We start from the raw sequence: 14,534 nt of genomic DNA on the forward strand, positions 1-14,534 counted from the left end.
CACTGAGAGAACGCGATTGTCCTCGGACCTAGACGTGACGGCGCTTGAACCGGACAACCCTGAGGAGTCGCCGGAGGGCTACATTCCCGGGTACTTCGAGACCCGGCTGGCGCAGGACCCCAACCGGGCGAAGGTGTGGCGACACCTCACCGAGTATCTCTCGCGATGGATTCCCGCCGACGGGGCTGTGCTCGAACTCGGCGCCGGCTGGTGCGACTTCGCCAACCAGGTCACTGCCCGTCGGGTCGTCGCCATGGATCTGAGCCCGACCGTGCGGCAGGCCGCGGCAGCGCACGTCGAGCCGGTGGTCGGTGACTGCACCGACCTGTCGCAGTTCGAAGCGGGCAGTTTCGACGTCGTTTTCGCTTCAAATCTCCTGGAGCACCTCAACCGGGAGCAGGCCGACCGGCTGCTGGACGCTGCGGCCCGGGTACTGCGTCCCGGGGGCCGGCTGATGCTGCTGCAGCCCAACTTCCGGCTGAGCTACAAACGCTATTTCGACGACTTCACCCACGTCGCCGTGTTCACCGACGTCTCGTTGCGCGACTACCTCACCTCGCGCGGATTCGAGGTCGAGGAGGTGTTCGCCCGCTTCATGCCGTTCACGATGAAGTCGTCGGGGGCCAACCTGTCGTTCCTGGTGCCGTGGTACTTGCGGTCGCCGATCAAGCCGATGGCCGGGCAGATGCTCGCCATCGCCGCGACGGGTCGCCGCGATGATTGACGGTCGCACGCTGTCGGTGGTGCTGCCGACCTACAACGAGAAGGACAGCATCGGCGCCTGCATCCGGGGCTTCCTGGAGATGCCGGAGGTGGACGAGGTCATCGCCGTCAACAACAACGCGGCGCCGGGAACCTCCGAGGAGATCGCGGCCGCCGGTGGCCGCGAGGTTTTCGAGTCCACCCAGGGGTACGGCGCGGCGATCCAGCGCGGGCTGCTGGAATCGACCGGCGACCTCATCGTCGTCTGCGAGCCGGACGGCACGTTCGACCCCAAGGACCTGCGCAAACTCGTGGCGTTCCTCCCCGAGTGCGATGTCGTCATCGGGTCGCGAACCGTTTCCGGCTTCATCTGGGAGCGGGCCAACATGGGCTGGTTCCTGCGGTGGGGCAACTGGGCGGTCGCGAAGATGATCGAGGTGGGTTACAACACCCCGTCGCTGTCGGACGTCGGCTGCACCTTCCGGGTGATGACCCGCGAGCAGGTCGAGAAGATCCTGGCGCGCTCGACGACGACCGGATCGGCGTACGGGCTGGAGATGATGCTGCTGGCCCTGGTCGACGGCGCTCACGTGGTGCAGGTCCCGGTCAACTATCACGAGCGGGTCGGCGTGTCAGCGGTGACCGGTGACTTGGGCAAGACACTCTCGCTGGGGTTCGGGATGATGGGTATGGCTGCCCGGATGCGCTTGCAGAGCAAGCGGATCCGCGACGGCCGCATCCCCGCCGACGAGATCAGCGAGGTCGTGCGCCGCCACCGCGACACGGTCGCCGCCGACTGACCGAGCACCGGCGCACGGGACGCCGGTCGGGCTACGGTCTGGTGCCGGTGAAGACGAAGCGCTTGTAGCCCCAGTACCGGAACGCGGTGGCCAGGACCAGGCCGATGACGTTGGCCGAGACGTTGTCGTCCAGTTGGCTGGTCAGCCCCATGAGGTAGTGCGAGATCCACAGGCACACCAGACTGATCGCGACGCCGATCATGCAGACCACCGTGAACGCGACGAACTCGTGGTGCAGCTTGTCGCGCCGGGTGTCGGGGAACACCCAGTAGCGGTTGCCCAGCCAGGCGACGACGACGCCCAGGGTGCTGGAGATGAACTTGGCGCCCAACACGTAGTGATACATGACGCCGTGCCCGTCCGGCCCGAGATAGCGCAGGACGTTGAAGCCGCCGACATCGGTGATCAGACCCAGCAACCCGATGACAGCGAACCGGACCAGACGGGAGAAATCGGGCCGCCGACCCGTTTCGGGGCTTACTGAAGCGTCAACTGTCACGAACAACGATGGTAACAATGTGCCGGCTGTGAGCGGGGACGCCGAGCCGGCCGACGGTACGGCGTGATCGGGGCGCCGATGCAGGCGTCCGTGGCGGTGATTTGGCCGCTTCTGCAGGCGGCAGTAGACTTAATAATCGTGCGTGGGCTCTGCCCTGCCCTGCCATTGATCGGCCGGTTGGCGGATCGGTCCGGGGCATCAGACCACCACACGTTCTCGCCGGGCAGTCGGGCGGGGGGCAAGCTTGGCAGATGCGCTGAGGTCTGGCGCGTCACGCTCCCTGGATTCAACCGGAAGTGCGGGGGAGGACGCCGAACCGACACGCCCGAGCGCGGGGGTCGGAGAGGTGAGTTCAAGGAGTTCCGGTCGCGGAGCGTCCGAGCACGCACCGCGACAAGCGAACAGACAAGATTCGACGATTACGGAGACAACAGGTTGCCTACTATCAACCAGCTCGTCCGCAAGGGTCGGCAGGACAAGGTCACGAAGTCCACGAAGCCGGCCCTGAAGGGCAGCCCCCAGCGACGCGGTGTGTGCACCCGCGTTTACACCACGACCCCGAAGAAGCCGAACTCGGCGCTTCGTAAGGTCGCCCGCGTGAAGTTGACCTCGGGTATCGAGGTCACCGCGTACATCCCCGGCGAGGGCCACAACCTGCAGGAGCACTCGATGGTGCTCATCCGCGGCGGTCGTGTGCGCGACCTGCCGGGTGTGCGCTACAAGATCATTCGCGGTTCGCTGGACACCCAGGGTGTCAAGAACCGCAAGCAGTCCCGGTCCCGTTACGGCGCGAAGATGGAGAAGAAGTAATGCCTCGCAAGGGTCCTGCTCCCAAGCGTCCGCTGCTGAACGACCCCGTCTACTCCTCCACCCTGGTGACCCAGCTGGTCAACAAGGTGCTGCTGGACGGCAAGAAGTCGGTGGCCGAACGCATCGTGTACGGCGCTCTCGAGGGCTGCCGTGAGAAGACCGGCACCGATCCGGTGGTCACCCTCAAGCGCGCGCTGGACAACGTCCGCCCGTCGCTGGAGGTCAAGTCCCGCCGCGTCGGCGGCGCCACCTACCAGGTGCCGATCGAGGTCAAGCCGAACCGCGCGACGACCCTGTCGCTGCGTTGGCTGGTCGGCTACTCGCGCCAGCGTCGCGAGAAGACGATGACCGAGCGCCTGATGAACGAGATCCTCGACGCCTCCAACGGCCTGGGTGCCGCGGTGAAGCGCCGTGAGGACACGCACAAGATGGCTGAGTCCAACCGGGCCTTCGCGCACTACCGCTGGTGACCCGACGGTCCGGCTGGTGGGTCACCGCCCGCCGGCCGGACCGAACGGTACGCCGCGTGGCCGCCCAGGCGACCACTCGCCGTACCTCCCCTGACTTCACATCACTCACACACCGAGCGAGACGAGAAGAGACAACGTGGCACAGGACGTGCTGACCGACCTGAAGAAGGTCCGCAACATCGGCATCATGGCGCACATCGATGCCGGCAAGACGACGACGACCGAGCGCATCCTTTTTTACACGGGCGTGAATCACAAGATCGGTGAGACGCACGACGGCGCCTCCACGACCGACTGGATGGACCAGGAGAAGGAGCGGGGATCACCATCACCTCCGCGGCCGTCACCAGCTTCTGGAACGGTTACCAGATCAACATCATCGACACCCCGGGTCACGTGGACTTCACCGTCGAGGTGGAGCGCTCGCTGCGCGTCCTGGACGGCGCCGTTGCCGTCTTCGACGGCAAGGAGGGCGTCGAGCCCCAGTCGGAGACCGTGTGGCGTCAGGCCGACAAGTACGACGTGCCCCGCATCGCGTTCGTCAACAAGATGGACAAGATGGGCGCCGACTTCTACTTCACCGTGCAGACGGTCAAGGACCGACTGGGCGCTGAGCCGCTGGTGCTGCAGTTGCCGATTGGCGCGGAGAACGACTTCGTCGGCGTCGTCGACCTGGTCGAGATGCGTGCGCTGGTGTGGCCCGGTGACGCCAAGGGTGACGTCACCCTGGGCGCCAAGTACGAGATCCAGGAGATCCCGGCCGACCTGCAGGACAAGGCCCAGGAGTACCGCCAGGCCCTCGTCGAGCGCGTGGCCGAGGCCGATGACGCCCTGATGGAGAAGTACCTCGAAGGTGAAGACCTCACCGTCGAGGAGATCAAGGGCGCCATCCGCAAGCTGACCGTGACCTCGCAGCTCTACCCGATCCTGTGCGGCTCGGCGTTCAAGAACCGCGGTGTCCAGCCGATGCTGGACGCGGTCGTGGACTACCTGCCCTCGCCGCTGGACGTGCCCCCGATGGTGGGTCACAAGCCGGGCGACGAAGAGGTCGAGTTGACCCGCGCCCCGAGCGTCGACGAGCCGTTCTCGGCGCTGGCGTTCAAGATCGCCGCGCACCCGTTCTTCGGGTCGCTGACCTTCATCCGCGTCTACTCGGGTCGTATCGCGGCCGGCACCCAGGTGCTCAACTCGACCAAGGGTCGTAAGGAGCGCGTGGGCAAGCTGTTCCAGATGCACGCCAACAAGGAGAACCCGGTCGAGGAAGCTGTCGCCGGGCACATCTACGCGGCGATCGGCCTGAAGGACACCACGACGGGTGACACCCTGTGCGACATCGCCAACCCGATCGTCCTGGAGTCGATGACCTTCCCGGAGCCGGTTATCTCCGTGGCCATCGAGCCCAAGACCAAGGGCGACCAGGAGAAGCTGGGCGTCGCGATCCAGAAGCTGGCCCAGGAGGACCCGACCTTCCAGGTCGAGCTCGACGAGGAAACCGGCCAGACGATCATCAAGGGTATGGGCGAACTCCACCTGGACATCCTGGTTGACCGCATGCGCCGCGAGTTCAAGGTCGAGGCGAACATCGGTAAGCCGCAGGTGGCCTACCGCGAGACGATCCGCCGTGCGGTGGAGAAGTACGACTACACGCACAAGAAGCAGACCGGTGGATCGGGTCAGTTCGCCAAGGTGCAGGTCACCCTGGAGCCGCTGGACACCCACGAGGGCGAGCTCTACGAGTTCGTCAACGCGGTGACCGGTGGTCGTATCCCGCGGGAGTACATCCCCTCGGTCGACCACGGCATCCAAGACGCCATGCAGCTCGGTGTCCTCGCCGGCTACCCGCTGGTGGGCATCAAGGCGACCCTGGTCGACGGCGCCTACCACGACGTCGACTCCTCCGAAATGGCGTTCAAGATCGCCGGTTCGATGGTGCTGAAGGAGGCTGCTCGCAAGGCCGACCCGGTCCTGCTGGAGCCGATGATGGCCGTCGAGGTGCGCACCCCTGAGGACTACATGGGTGACGTCATCGGCGACCTGAACAGCCGCCGCGGCCAGATCCAGGCCATGGAGGACATCAGCGGCGCCAAGATCGTTCGCGCGGTCGTGCCGTTGTCGGAAATGTTCGGCTACGTCGGGGACCTTCGGTCCAAGACCCAGGGCCGGGCGAACTACACCATGCAATTTGATTCGTACGCGGAAGTTCCGAAGAATGTCGCGGACGAGATCATCAAGAAAGTCCGGGGCGAGTGACAGGCGTACGCCTGTCAGCCAACCGGTAACGAAAGAAAACCAACCGGCGCCGCCCCGGCGCTAGAAACCAGTCCTTGAAGGAGGACCCCAAGTGGGTAAGGCCAAGTTCGAGCGGACCAAGCCGCACGTCAACATCGGGACCATCGGTCACATCGACCACGGCAAGACGACGCTGACGGCTGCGATCTCGAAGGTGTTGCACGACAAGTTCCCGGACCTGAACCCCCAGTTCGCGTTCGACGAGATCGACAAGGCTCCGGAAGAGAAGCAGCGCGGTATCACCATCTCCATCGCGCACATCGAGTACCAGACGGAGAAGCGTCACTACGCGCACGTTGACTGCCCGGGTCACGCTGACTACGTCAAGAACATGATCACCGGTGCCGCCCAGATGGACGGCGCGATCCTGGTGGTGGCCGCGACCGACGGTCCGATGCCGCAGACCAAGGAGCACGTGCTGCTGGCCCGTCAGGTCGGCGTTCCCTACATCGTGGTCGCCCTGAACAAGGCGGACATGGTGGACGACGAGGAGATCATCGAGCTCGTCGAGATGGAGGTCCGCGAGCTGCTGTCCACCTACGAGTTCCCGGGCGACGACGTCCCGGTCGTGAAGGTCTCGGCGCTGAAGGCGCTCGAGGGCGACCCGATCTGGGCCAAGTCCGTCGAGGACCTCATGGACGCCGTGGACGAGTACATCCCGGACCCGGAGCGCGACACCGACAAGCCGTTCCTGATGCCCGTTGAGGACGTCTTCACGATCACCGGTCGTGGCACCGTCGTCACCGGCCGTATCGAGCGCGGTGTCCTGAACGTCAACGAGGAGGTCGAGATCGTCGGCCTGCGCGAGGGCCCGGCCGCCAAGACCACGGTCACCTCGATCGAGATGTTCAACAAGATGCTGGACAGCGGCCAGGCCGGCGACAACGCCGCGCTGCTGCTGCGCGGCATCAAGCGCGAGGACGTGGAGCGCGGTCAGGTCATCGCCAAGCCGACGACCACCACCCCGCACACCGAGTTCGAGGCATCGGTCTACATCCTGTCCAAGGACGAGGGTGGGCGCCACACGCCGTTCTACGACAACTACCGTCCGCAGTTCTACTTCCGGACCACGGACGTGACCGGTGTCGTGAAGCTGCCGGAGGGCACCGAGATGGTGATGCCCGGTGACAACACCGAGATGACCGTCACGCTGATCCAGCCGATCGCCATGGACGAAGGTCTGAAGTTCGCCATCCGTGAAGGCGGTCGTACCGTCGGCGCGGGTCGCGTCACCAAGATCCTCAAGTGATGACCGGCGGGTCCGCCCGCCGTTGATCGCGCCGAAGGCCCCGGGTTCTCCCGGGGCCTTTCGGCGTACCCAGGGTTTTCCCAGGGAGTTGGCAGCATGTTGGCAGGTGGCGGAAGCGTTGCCGGTAACAGGACCAGCGCAGGATCGAAGATGCTTGCGGCCACCATCCCGGCCGCAACATTTCCGGTAGATCTACGTCCTGAAAGGCGCCCCATGCGTCGTACTCTCCCCGCGCGTGTCGCGGTCGCGGCCGGCTCAACCGCCGTCCTGGCTGTCGCATTCGCCGTCCCCTCTGTAGCCAACGCCGCCGAAACCGGCGGCCGACACGTTCTGAACGGCAAACCGGCCTGGGCCGCCCAGGCCGCGCGCGTCGGCGCCGTCCCGTCGACGACCGGCCTGAGTTTCAAGGTGGTGCTGAATCTGCGCGACGAGGCAGGTGCCGAGGCGCTCGCGCAGTCCGTCTCAGACCCCAGCAGTGCGAACTACCGCAAATTCGTCTCCGCCGCCCAGTGGCGGTCCCGATTCGCCCCGACCGACGCGCAGGTGAAACAGGTGACGAGCTGGCTGAAGAGCCAGGGCCTGAAGGTTGGGCAGATCCCGGCCAACCACCGCTACGTGATGGTGTCGGGTGCCACCGCCTCCGTGAACAGCGCCTTCGGGACGTCGATGAGCCATTTCCGCTATAAGGGCCGCACGGAGACCGCCCCCGCCACCGCGCTCACTATCCCGGCCAGCCTGGGGTCATTGGTCGCTGGGGTCGCCGGTCTGGACAGCACCGCTCGCGCGACGCCGCAGTCGAGTACCGGATCCACCAACTCGGTGAGTACCGACGGTCTGCGCGGCATGACGAAGGTGACCAGCGACACCACCCTGCCCGGGCCGCCCGACGTGTTCGTCAATTCCGGCCCCTGCTCGTCGTACTACGGCCAGAAGAGCGCCACCTCGGTGCCAACCCTGCCGGGGGTCAAGAACCCGATGCCGTACGTCGTCTGCGGCTACAAGCCGCCGCAGATCCGCAGTGCCTACGGCGAGGACACGATGTTGCAGTCGGGCTACGACGGCCGCGGTGCCACGGTCGCGATCGTCGACGCCTTCGCCTCGCCGACGATTCTGAAGGACGCGACGAACTACGCGAAGAAGAACGACCCCAGTCACCCGCTGCGCAGCTACCAGTTCAGCCAGTCCCTGCCCGCGTCGTACAACTCGATCGACGAGTGCGGCGGCAACGGCTGGTACGGCGAGGAGACCCTCGACGTCGAAGCAGTCCACGCGACGGCGCCGCAGGCCAACATCCTCTACGTCGGTGCGGCCAGCTGCGGCGACTACGACCTCAACTCGGCGGTCAACACGGTGGTCGACAACCAGCTGGCCCAGGTGATCAGCAACTCGTACGGCTTCTCCGGTGAGCCGACGTCGATCAGTGACGTCGCCGAGGACCACCAGACCGCGATGCAGGCCGCCGGCGAAGGCATCAGCCTGCTGTTCTCCGCGGGTGACAACGGCGACGAGATCGCCAACACCGGGACGCGCACCGTCGATTACGAGGCATCCGACCCCTACGTCACCGCGGTCGGCGGCACCTCCCTGGCAGTCACCCAGTCCGGCGGCTACGGCTGGGAGCAGGGCTGGGGCACGGGCAAGTCGACGCTGAAGGACGGCGCCTGGACTCCGCTCCCGCCGGCGTACGTGTACGGCGGTGGTGGCGGTACCAGCCAGCTGTTCAAGCAGCCGAAGTACCAGCAGGGCGTGGTGCCGACGTCGATCAGCAACTACTTCGGCAACGGCGCCTACCGCGCGGTCCCGGACGTGGCGATGGTCGGTGACCCGCAGACCGGGTTCCTGGTCGGCGAGACGCAGGCCTTCCCGGATGGCACCACGAAGTACTCCGAGTACCGCATCGGTGGAACCTCGCTGTCGAGCCCGTTGTTCGCCGGCGTGGTCGCGGTCGCCAACCAGGCCAACGGCGGCCCACTGGGCTTCCTGAACCCGAAGCTGTACAAGCTCGCCGGCACACCGGCGTTCACCGACGTGAACCATCAGGGCGTCACCGACGCAGTGGTGCGGGTCGACTTCGCCAACGGGGTGGACGCGAGCGACGGTCTTGTGACCACCGCCCGCACGATCAACCAGACCGGAACGATCTTCACCCGCAAGGGCTACGACGACGTGACCGGTGTGGGCAGCCCGAACGGGGTGAGCTTCTTTGCCGGAGTGACCGGCAGCAAGTCGCTCGTCGGCGCGCACGGCGGCGGTGGCGGCACCAAGCACACCGGCCCGGTGACCGTGGCCAAGCCGCTGCGGTAGCTGATCCGACGGGACCCCCGGGTCCCACGCTGGGGCCGGTTTGCGCACGCAAGCCGGCCCTTCGGCGTACGCGGATCCGGGCAGTTGCGCCCGGGAAGCGGATGCAACCCTCCTGCAACCTCTCAGTGACTAACGTCACATTACTGCCCGCTGACGTGCATCCCGGGAGGTCGTCCCGCACGTGTCCCTGTCCAAATTCCACGCACCCGAGATCGTTTTCGGCCCCGGTTCGCTCGCCGAGGCGGGTTTCGCGGCGGCCCGGCTCGGGGCGCGAGCGCCCTTCGTCGTCACTGACCCCGGCATCGTCGAGGCCGGCTGGAGCGGCGAGCTCCTGGGGCACCTGGCGGATGCGGGCCTGCGGGCGAGTCTGTGGACCGAGGTGACGCCCAACCCGAAGGACCACGAGATCCGGGCGGCGCACGCGGCGTACGTCGATCGCGGCGCGGACGTGATCGTCGCCATCGGCGGCGGCTCGGTCATGGACGCGGCCAAGGGCGTAGCGATCCTGGCCGGCAACGGCGGGGACATCCTGGACTACCGCGGCGTCGATCGGATGACCAACCCGATCCCGCCGCTGATGATGATCCCGAGCACGTCCGGCACGGGCGCCGACGTCTCGCAGTTCTGCATCGTCACCGACACCGAACGATCGGTCAAGATCACGGTCATGGGCCGGGCGTTGGTGCCGGACCTGTCGATCACCGATCCGCGCCTGTTGCAAACCATGCCCGAATGGCTCAATGCCGCAACGGGTTTGGACGCCCTGACGCACGGCATCGAATCCTTCGTCTCGCTGGCTCACAACCCGCTCGCTGACCTGCACGCCGTGTCGGCGGTCGGGCTGGTCGGCCAGCACCTGCGCGACACCATGGAGCGTCCGGACGACATGGATGCACGCCGCGGGATGGCTGAGGCGAGCCTGTCCGCCGGGCTGGCGTTCAGCAACGCGATCCTCGGGGCGACCCATGCGATGAGCCACCAGGTGGGGGCCTCCTGGACGCACCGCACGGAGTGATCAACGGCGTCCTGCTGCCGCACGTCGTCCGCTTCAATGCCGCCGAGGCGCCCGAGCGGTTCCTGCCCCTCGCCCACGCGTTCGGGCTGTCGGGTCAGGAGACGGACGCGTCGGTGGCGGCGGACTGGCTTGCCGACCGGATCCGGGCGCTCGCCGATCAGGTGGGGGTTCCCAGCGGCCTGAAGGTGCTCGGGGTGACCGAGGACAACTGCCGCCTGCTGGCGCGTACCGCACTGGACGACGCGTGCCTGACCACCAATCCACGGGCCGCTGACGAGGACGACCTGGAGATGTTGTTCCGGGCGGCGTTATGACCCCCTCGCAACAGCGTGATCTGGAGTCGCTCACCGGTGTCAGATCGGGCAAACGGTCCTACTACCGGGAACTGCAGCGCTCTGACGAACGCCTGGCCCGCGCGGTCACGGCGATGGATTCGATCTCGCGGGCCCTGGTGCGCACGGTGGAAGGTCCGCGCGGGTTGCTCGAGGAGGTCGTGCGGGCCGCCCGAGAGCACTGGTCGGCGGAATGGGCGGTCCTGGCGCTGGCCGACGGAGCCCTGCCGGGCAGCCGGCCGCGGCTGATCGTGCACGACGCCGAGGGACTGACCGCCAGCACGGTCGATGAGCTGCCGGAGCACATCCGCGCCGAGGTCGCCCGGTTGTGCGCCGGCGGGCGGGAGACCGGCCCTGAGCGGACGGGAACAGGGCAATGGGTCCGGGTGCCGATGACCCTGGAGGGTACGCCGATCGGTGGACTATCCGTGCTCCACCGGCACACCGGCGGTGACGTGGGGGAGGACCTTGCTGTGTTGCGGATCCTGGCCAGTCAGGCGGCGGTGTCCTTGCACACCTCGGAGCAGTACCAATCCGGCCTGGCCCTGCACCGGCGCGCCCAGCAACTCAACGACCAGACGGCGATCCAGGCGCGGTTCCTCGCCGAGCGGACGGCCGCACTGCACGTGGCCGAGCGCCAGCTGGTCGTCGCCGGTCAGCGGCAGCTGGTGGACGAGGAGCGGCACCGGATCGCCCGGGAATTGCACGACACGGTCAGTCAGCAGGTCCTGTCGGTCGGGATGGCGGTCGAGCTCGCGCGCCGTGATGCCGATGCCCTCGGCGAGCCGGCGGTGCCGATCCACGACCAGCTGGCGGTGGCCCGGGATCTGGCGGCCAGCGCCGTTGAGCAGCTGCGACAGGCGATCTACGCTCTGCACCAACCGCATTCGGACACCGTCCGGACCTTGCCGGAGTTGCTGGACGCGCTGTTGGACCAGCACACCGGTTCGTTCGAGACCGCGCTGCGTGTTGAGGGCGATGAGGTGGAACTGGCAGAGGACGTCCATCACGAGTTGACCCGGGCGGTCGGTGAGGCGCTGTTCAACGCGGCAGTCCACGCCGCCGCGACGCGGGTCGTGGTGCGGGTCCGCTACCGGCCGAAGTTGCTGATCGTGACGGTTGCCGACAACGGCCGTGGCGATCCGCTTGCGTTGCGGCGGCATCTGCGGGTTTCGGCGCGCAGCGCAGGGGACGGACGCCACCGGGGACTGGCCAACATGCAGGAGCGCATGGCCAGGCTGGGTGGCTCGATCGGCTTCCGCCGGGCCCGGATCGGCGGCGTGCGGGTGGAACTCAAGCTGCCTCTACCGATCCGCGGCCACAGCGACGCCGGTCTGGTCGGACAACTACTTCGGAAGCCGGCGCAGATCGCGTCGACCGCGGAAAGGACTGCGTGATGGCCGGATTGGACCCAGCCAACGGGACCACGGTGGCGACGGTGGACATCGTCCTGGTGGACGACCACGCGATCGTGCGGCAGGGAGTGCGCTCGATCCTGGAGCGGGAGCCGGACTTCAGGATCGTCGCCGAGGCAGCGACGGCGGCGGAAGCCATGGTCGTGGTGGCGCGCGCCAGGCCGCAGGTCGTCGTACTCGATCTGAAGCTCTCGACCGCTTCGGACGCCGAAGGCCTGGACCTGTGCCGGCAACTGTCCGACGACCACCCGGAGGTCGGGGTGCTGGTACTCACCACGTTCCTCGACGACGCGCTGGTCCTGCAAGCGGTCCGAGCCGGCGCGCGCGGGTATGTGGTGAAGGACGTCGATACTTCCGCCCTCGTGCGGGCCATCCGGGATGTCAACCGCGGCGAGAGCGCCTTCGACGCGCACAGCGCCGCGGCGATGGTTCGCGGACTGAACGCGCCCAGCCCGGGGCAACAGCACGAACTGACCGACCGGGAGCGGGAGGTGTTGGTGCTGCTGGCGCACGGGCTGTCCAACAAGGACATCGGCTCCCGGCTGTTCATCTCCGAGACCACTGCGAAGTTCCACGTCGGCAACATCCTGCGCAAGCTGGGCGTGTCCCGGCGGGCCGAAGCGGTCTACGCCGCAAGCAAACTCGGGGTCATCTGAGGATCAACACGTGGCGGTGTGATCGATGATCAGCCAGCCGCCGTGGAACTCATGCACCCGGAAAGGCAGCCCGGCACGTTCGCCCCAGTGCTGCAGGTCCTCCAAGGTCAGTGACCGAAGATGACCGAACGCCTCGTCAGGCTCCTCCTCGAACAGCACGGCGATGACGACCCGGTGTCGGGCAACTCGCAGGGCCTCGGCGATCGCCCGCGCGCCGTGTTCGTCGTCGAGATGCTCCAGCAGGTGCACCAACAGGACCGTGTCGGCGCTGTCGTCCTCCAGGGGCAGGGCCGCGGCGTCGCCGCAGAACGTGTCCAGCGCGACGTCGAGGCGGCCGGCCATCGCGGAGAGCAGCCGGACCGTCCCCGGTGACAGATCCCCGGCGGTGACCCGTCGTCCGCGGCGTGCCGCCAAGAGCGACAGGAATCCGAAGCAGGCGCCGACCTCCACGACATCCCGGCCGACGATGCGTTGCAACGCGTGCTGGTAGACGGGCACGAAGTCGGCGATGCCGCCGCGGACCCGGCCCAACACCGACGGCGTGGACAGCAGATCCTCGATACGACGAATAGTGTTGCGGTAGTACAGTTCCCAAGCCCGCCCGGGGTCCGGGTCCGCGGTGCGGACCACACCGGCGAACAGGCGTTCGAAGAGATCGCCGCCGCGCACCCAGCCCGGCTCGAACAGCTGATTCTGCAGCAGGCCCGTCAGGTCCTCATCGATCTCGTCATCGCGCAGCGTGTGCCGGACCCACAGGTGCTGACCGTCGCCGCTGACGTCGAAGTGCGGGGTCCGTGCCACCGGCGCGCCCTTCGACACGGGGTTGGCACCCTGCCGGGCAACGGTGACCAGTTCGTCCTGGTAGCTGCCGTCGACCAGCTCTGCGAACGGGTCGATGGGTCGCTGTGCACCGGCGACGGCCGGGCTCATCGGGGGCTACCGCCATGGTGTGGGACAGGTCTTCCAGGCCGGTCAGTCCGCGCACGACCTGGACCCGGTCACAGAATTCCGCGTAGAGGGGCAGGTCGCAGCGACCCAGGCTCCAGGAGTAACGCGGCTCCGGGGTCAGCCAGATCGTGTGCCGGGCCCGGCGGGCCATCTCCTCGAAGGCGTTGATGCCCGGATCGTGGCCGTTGCCGCGACCGTCACCGAGGACCATCAGGGTGCTGCGCCGGGTCAGGGCCGAGCCGTACTCGTCCAGGAACTCCTCGAACGAGGTGCCGTAGTCGGAATCGGCGTCGACATCGATCAGTCCTCCGGCGGGCAGGCCGGCCATGATCAGGGACAGCGCCTCTTCGATCCGGTGGTCGGCGAACAGGTCGGTCACCTCCACGACCCGGTCCACGAAGACGAAGGTGCGCACCGAGGTGGCCAGACTCTGCAGCGAGTGGACCAGGTGCAGGGTGAAGCGGGCCGTCGCGCGCACCGACAACGACGCGTCGACCAGCACGACCAGCCGCGGCCGGTCGGGCACTTTGGCCACGGTGACCGGCCGGAAGGGGATCCCGTCGTACCGCATGCTGGCCCGCATCGTGCGCCGGCCGTCAACGGTGCCGCGGGTGGATACGGCGCGGCGCGGTCGCGGCGATCCGTGCAGGCTGTGCAGGATCCGCCGGATGGCCAGTTCCATGGTGAATCGCTCGGATTCGTCGATGTTCTCGGCCTGGGCCGCCTCGTATTCGCGCAACTCGATCTCGGCTTCACCGTCGAGCAGTTGCTGGAGGTGACGACGCAGACTCTCGGGCAGCGCCTCCAGCAACGGGGCCAGTTGTTCGCGCATCGCCTTGAGGTCGGCCGGGTCGTCGCTGTCGGCGGCTTCATCCACGTCATCGGCCTCGCCCAACCATCCGAGCAGGGCCATCTCCTGCGCCACTGACAGCTCCGTGTCCAGCTCCAGTCCGGGCTTGCTGCTGAGAGCTCCGGGCAGCCCCGGGTTGTGCAGGCGTGAGGTAGACAGCTGGAGGCGGGCGGCCTCCTCCTGCAGCGTGCCCTG

At 67.3% G+C, this 14,534-nt stretch carries 10 protein-coding genes and 3 pseudogenes; 10 read left to right on the plus strand and 3 right to left on the minus strand.

What is annotated here, in order from left to right:
- Window positions 1-34: 34 nt before the first annotated feature.
- Both ACFQBT_RS03055 and ACFQBT_RS03060 read left to right on the plus strand, forming a co-directional pair.
- A complete protein-coding gene (locus ACFQBT_RS03055; protein ID WP_377820324.1) occupies window positions 35-724 on the plus strand; it encodes a class I SAM-dependent methyltransferase in 690 nt (229 codons plus the stop codon).
- On the plus strand, window positions 717-1,502 hold the full coding sequence (locus tag ACFQBT_RS03060; RefSeq protein ID WP_377820325.1) for a glycosyltransferase family 2 protein: 786 nt from the start codon (window positions 717-719) through the stop codon (window positions 1,500-1,502). Before ACFQBT_RS03055 ends, ACFQBT_RS03060 begins: the two co-directional genes overlap by 8 nt.
- A gap of 31 nt (window positions 1,503-1,533) precedes the next feature.
- Here the strand turns inward: ACFQBT_RS03060 and ACFQBT_RS03065 are convergent, their stop codons facing one another.
- Entirely contained in the window at window positions 1,534-2,001 is a 468-nt protein-coding gene (locus tag ACFQBT_RS03065) for a GtrA family protein (RefSeq protein WP_377820326.1), read from the minus strand.
- A gap of 435 nt (window positions 2,002-2,436) precedes the next feature.
- On the opposite strand from ACFQBT_RS03065, the gene rpsL reads away from it, so the two are divergent.
- The 8 genes and pseudogenes from rpsL to ACFQBT_RS03105 all read left to right on the plus strand — a co-directional run bounded on the left by rpsL (window position 2,437) and on the right by ACFQBT_RS03105 (window position 12,541).
- Window positions 2,437-2,811, plus strand: a complete 375-nt coding sequence (gene rpsL, locus ACFQBT_RS03070) for a 30S ribosomal protein S12 (protein WP_109683731.1) — start codon at window positions 2,437-2,439, stop codon at window positions 2,809-2,811.
- Complete coding sequence (rpsG, locus tag ACFQBT_RS03075; protein ID WP_291520840.1) at window positions 2,811-3,281, plus strand: 30S ribosomal protein S7; 471 nt, start codon at window positions 2,811-2,813, stop codon at window positions 3,279-3,281. The genes rpsL and rpsG overlap by 1 nt, the downstream gene beginning before the upstream one ends.
- Before the next feature lie 136 nt (window positions 3,282-3,417).
- Window positions 3,418-5,531, plus strand: a pseudogene (fusA, locus tag ACFQBT_RS03080) (elongation factor G).
- A 91-nt stretch (window positions 5,532-5,622) separates the two neighbouring features.
- Window positions 5,623-6,819 carry an elongation factor Tu gene (gene tuf / locus ACFQBT_RS03085; RefSeq protein WP_377820327.1) on the plus strand — a complete coding sequence of 399 codons (1,197 nt, stop codon included), beginning with the start codon at window positions 5,623-5,625 and terminating at the stop codon, window positions 6,817-6,819.
- A 213-nt stretch (window positions 6,820-7,032) separates the two neighbouring features.
- Window positions 7,033-9,123: a S53 family peptidase gene (locus ACFQBT_RS03090; RefSeq protein ID WP_377820328.1), complete on the plus strand. Its 2,091-nt coding sequence runs from the start codon at window positions 7,033-7,035 to the stop codon at window positions 9,121-9,123.
- Window positions 9,124-9,304: 181 nt separating this feature from the next.
- Window positions 9,305-10,452: pseudogene (locus tag ACFQBT_RS03095) on the plus strand (iron-containing alcohol dehydrogenase).
- The gene (locus ACFQBT_RS03100; protein WP_377820329.1) at window positions 10,449-11,867 is read left to right on the plus strand and encodes a sensor histidine kinase; all 1,419 of its coding nucleotides are present in this window, start codon (window positions 10,449-10,451) and stop codon (window positions 11,865-11,867) included. Before ACFQBT_RS03095 ends, ACFQBT_RS03100 begins: the two are co-directional and overlap by 4 nt.
- Entirely contained in the window at window positions 11,867-12,541 is a 675-nt protein-coding gene (locus tag ACFQBT_RS03105) for a MadR family response regulator transcription factor (protein WP_377820330.1), read from the plus strand. Before ACFQBT_RS03100 ends, ACFQBT_RS03105 begins: the two co-directional genes overlap by 1 nt.
- A 3-nt stretch (window positions 12,542-12,544) precedes the next feature.
- Here the strand turns inward: ACFQBT_RS03105 and mftM are convergent, their stop codons facing one another.
- Both mftM and ACFQBT_RS03115 read right to left on the minus strand, forming a co-directional pair.
- On the minus strand, window positions 12,545-13,471 hold the full coding sequence (gene mftM / locus ACFQBT_RS03110; protein ID WP_377820331.1) for a mycofactocin oligosaccharide methyltransferase MftM: 927 nt from the start codon (window positions 13,469-13,471) through the stop codon (window positions 12,545-12,547).
- Between the two features lie 118 nt (window positions 13,472-13,589).
- Window positions 13,590-14,402, minus strand: a pseudogene (locus tag ACFQBT_RS03115) (VWA domain-containing protein); the annotation flags it as partial.
- Window positions 14,403-14,534: the final 132 nt, after the last annotated feature.

It is taken from the genome of Branchiibius cervicis (genome assembly GCF_042661605.1).
Taxonomy (GTDB): Bacteria; Actinomycetota; Actinomycetes; order Actinomycetales; family Dermatophilaceae; genus Branchiibius; species Branchiibius cervicis.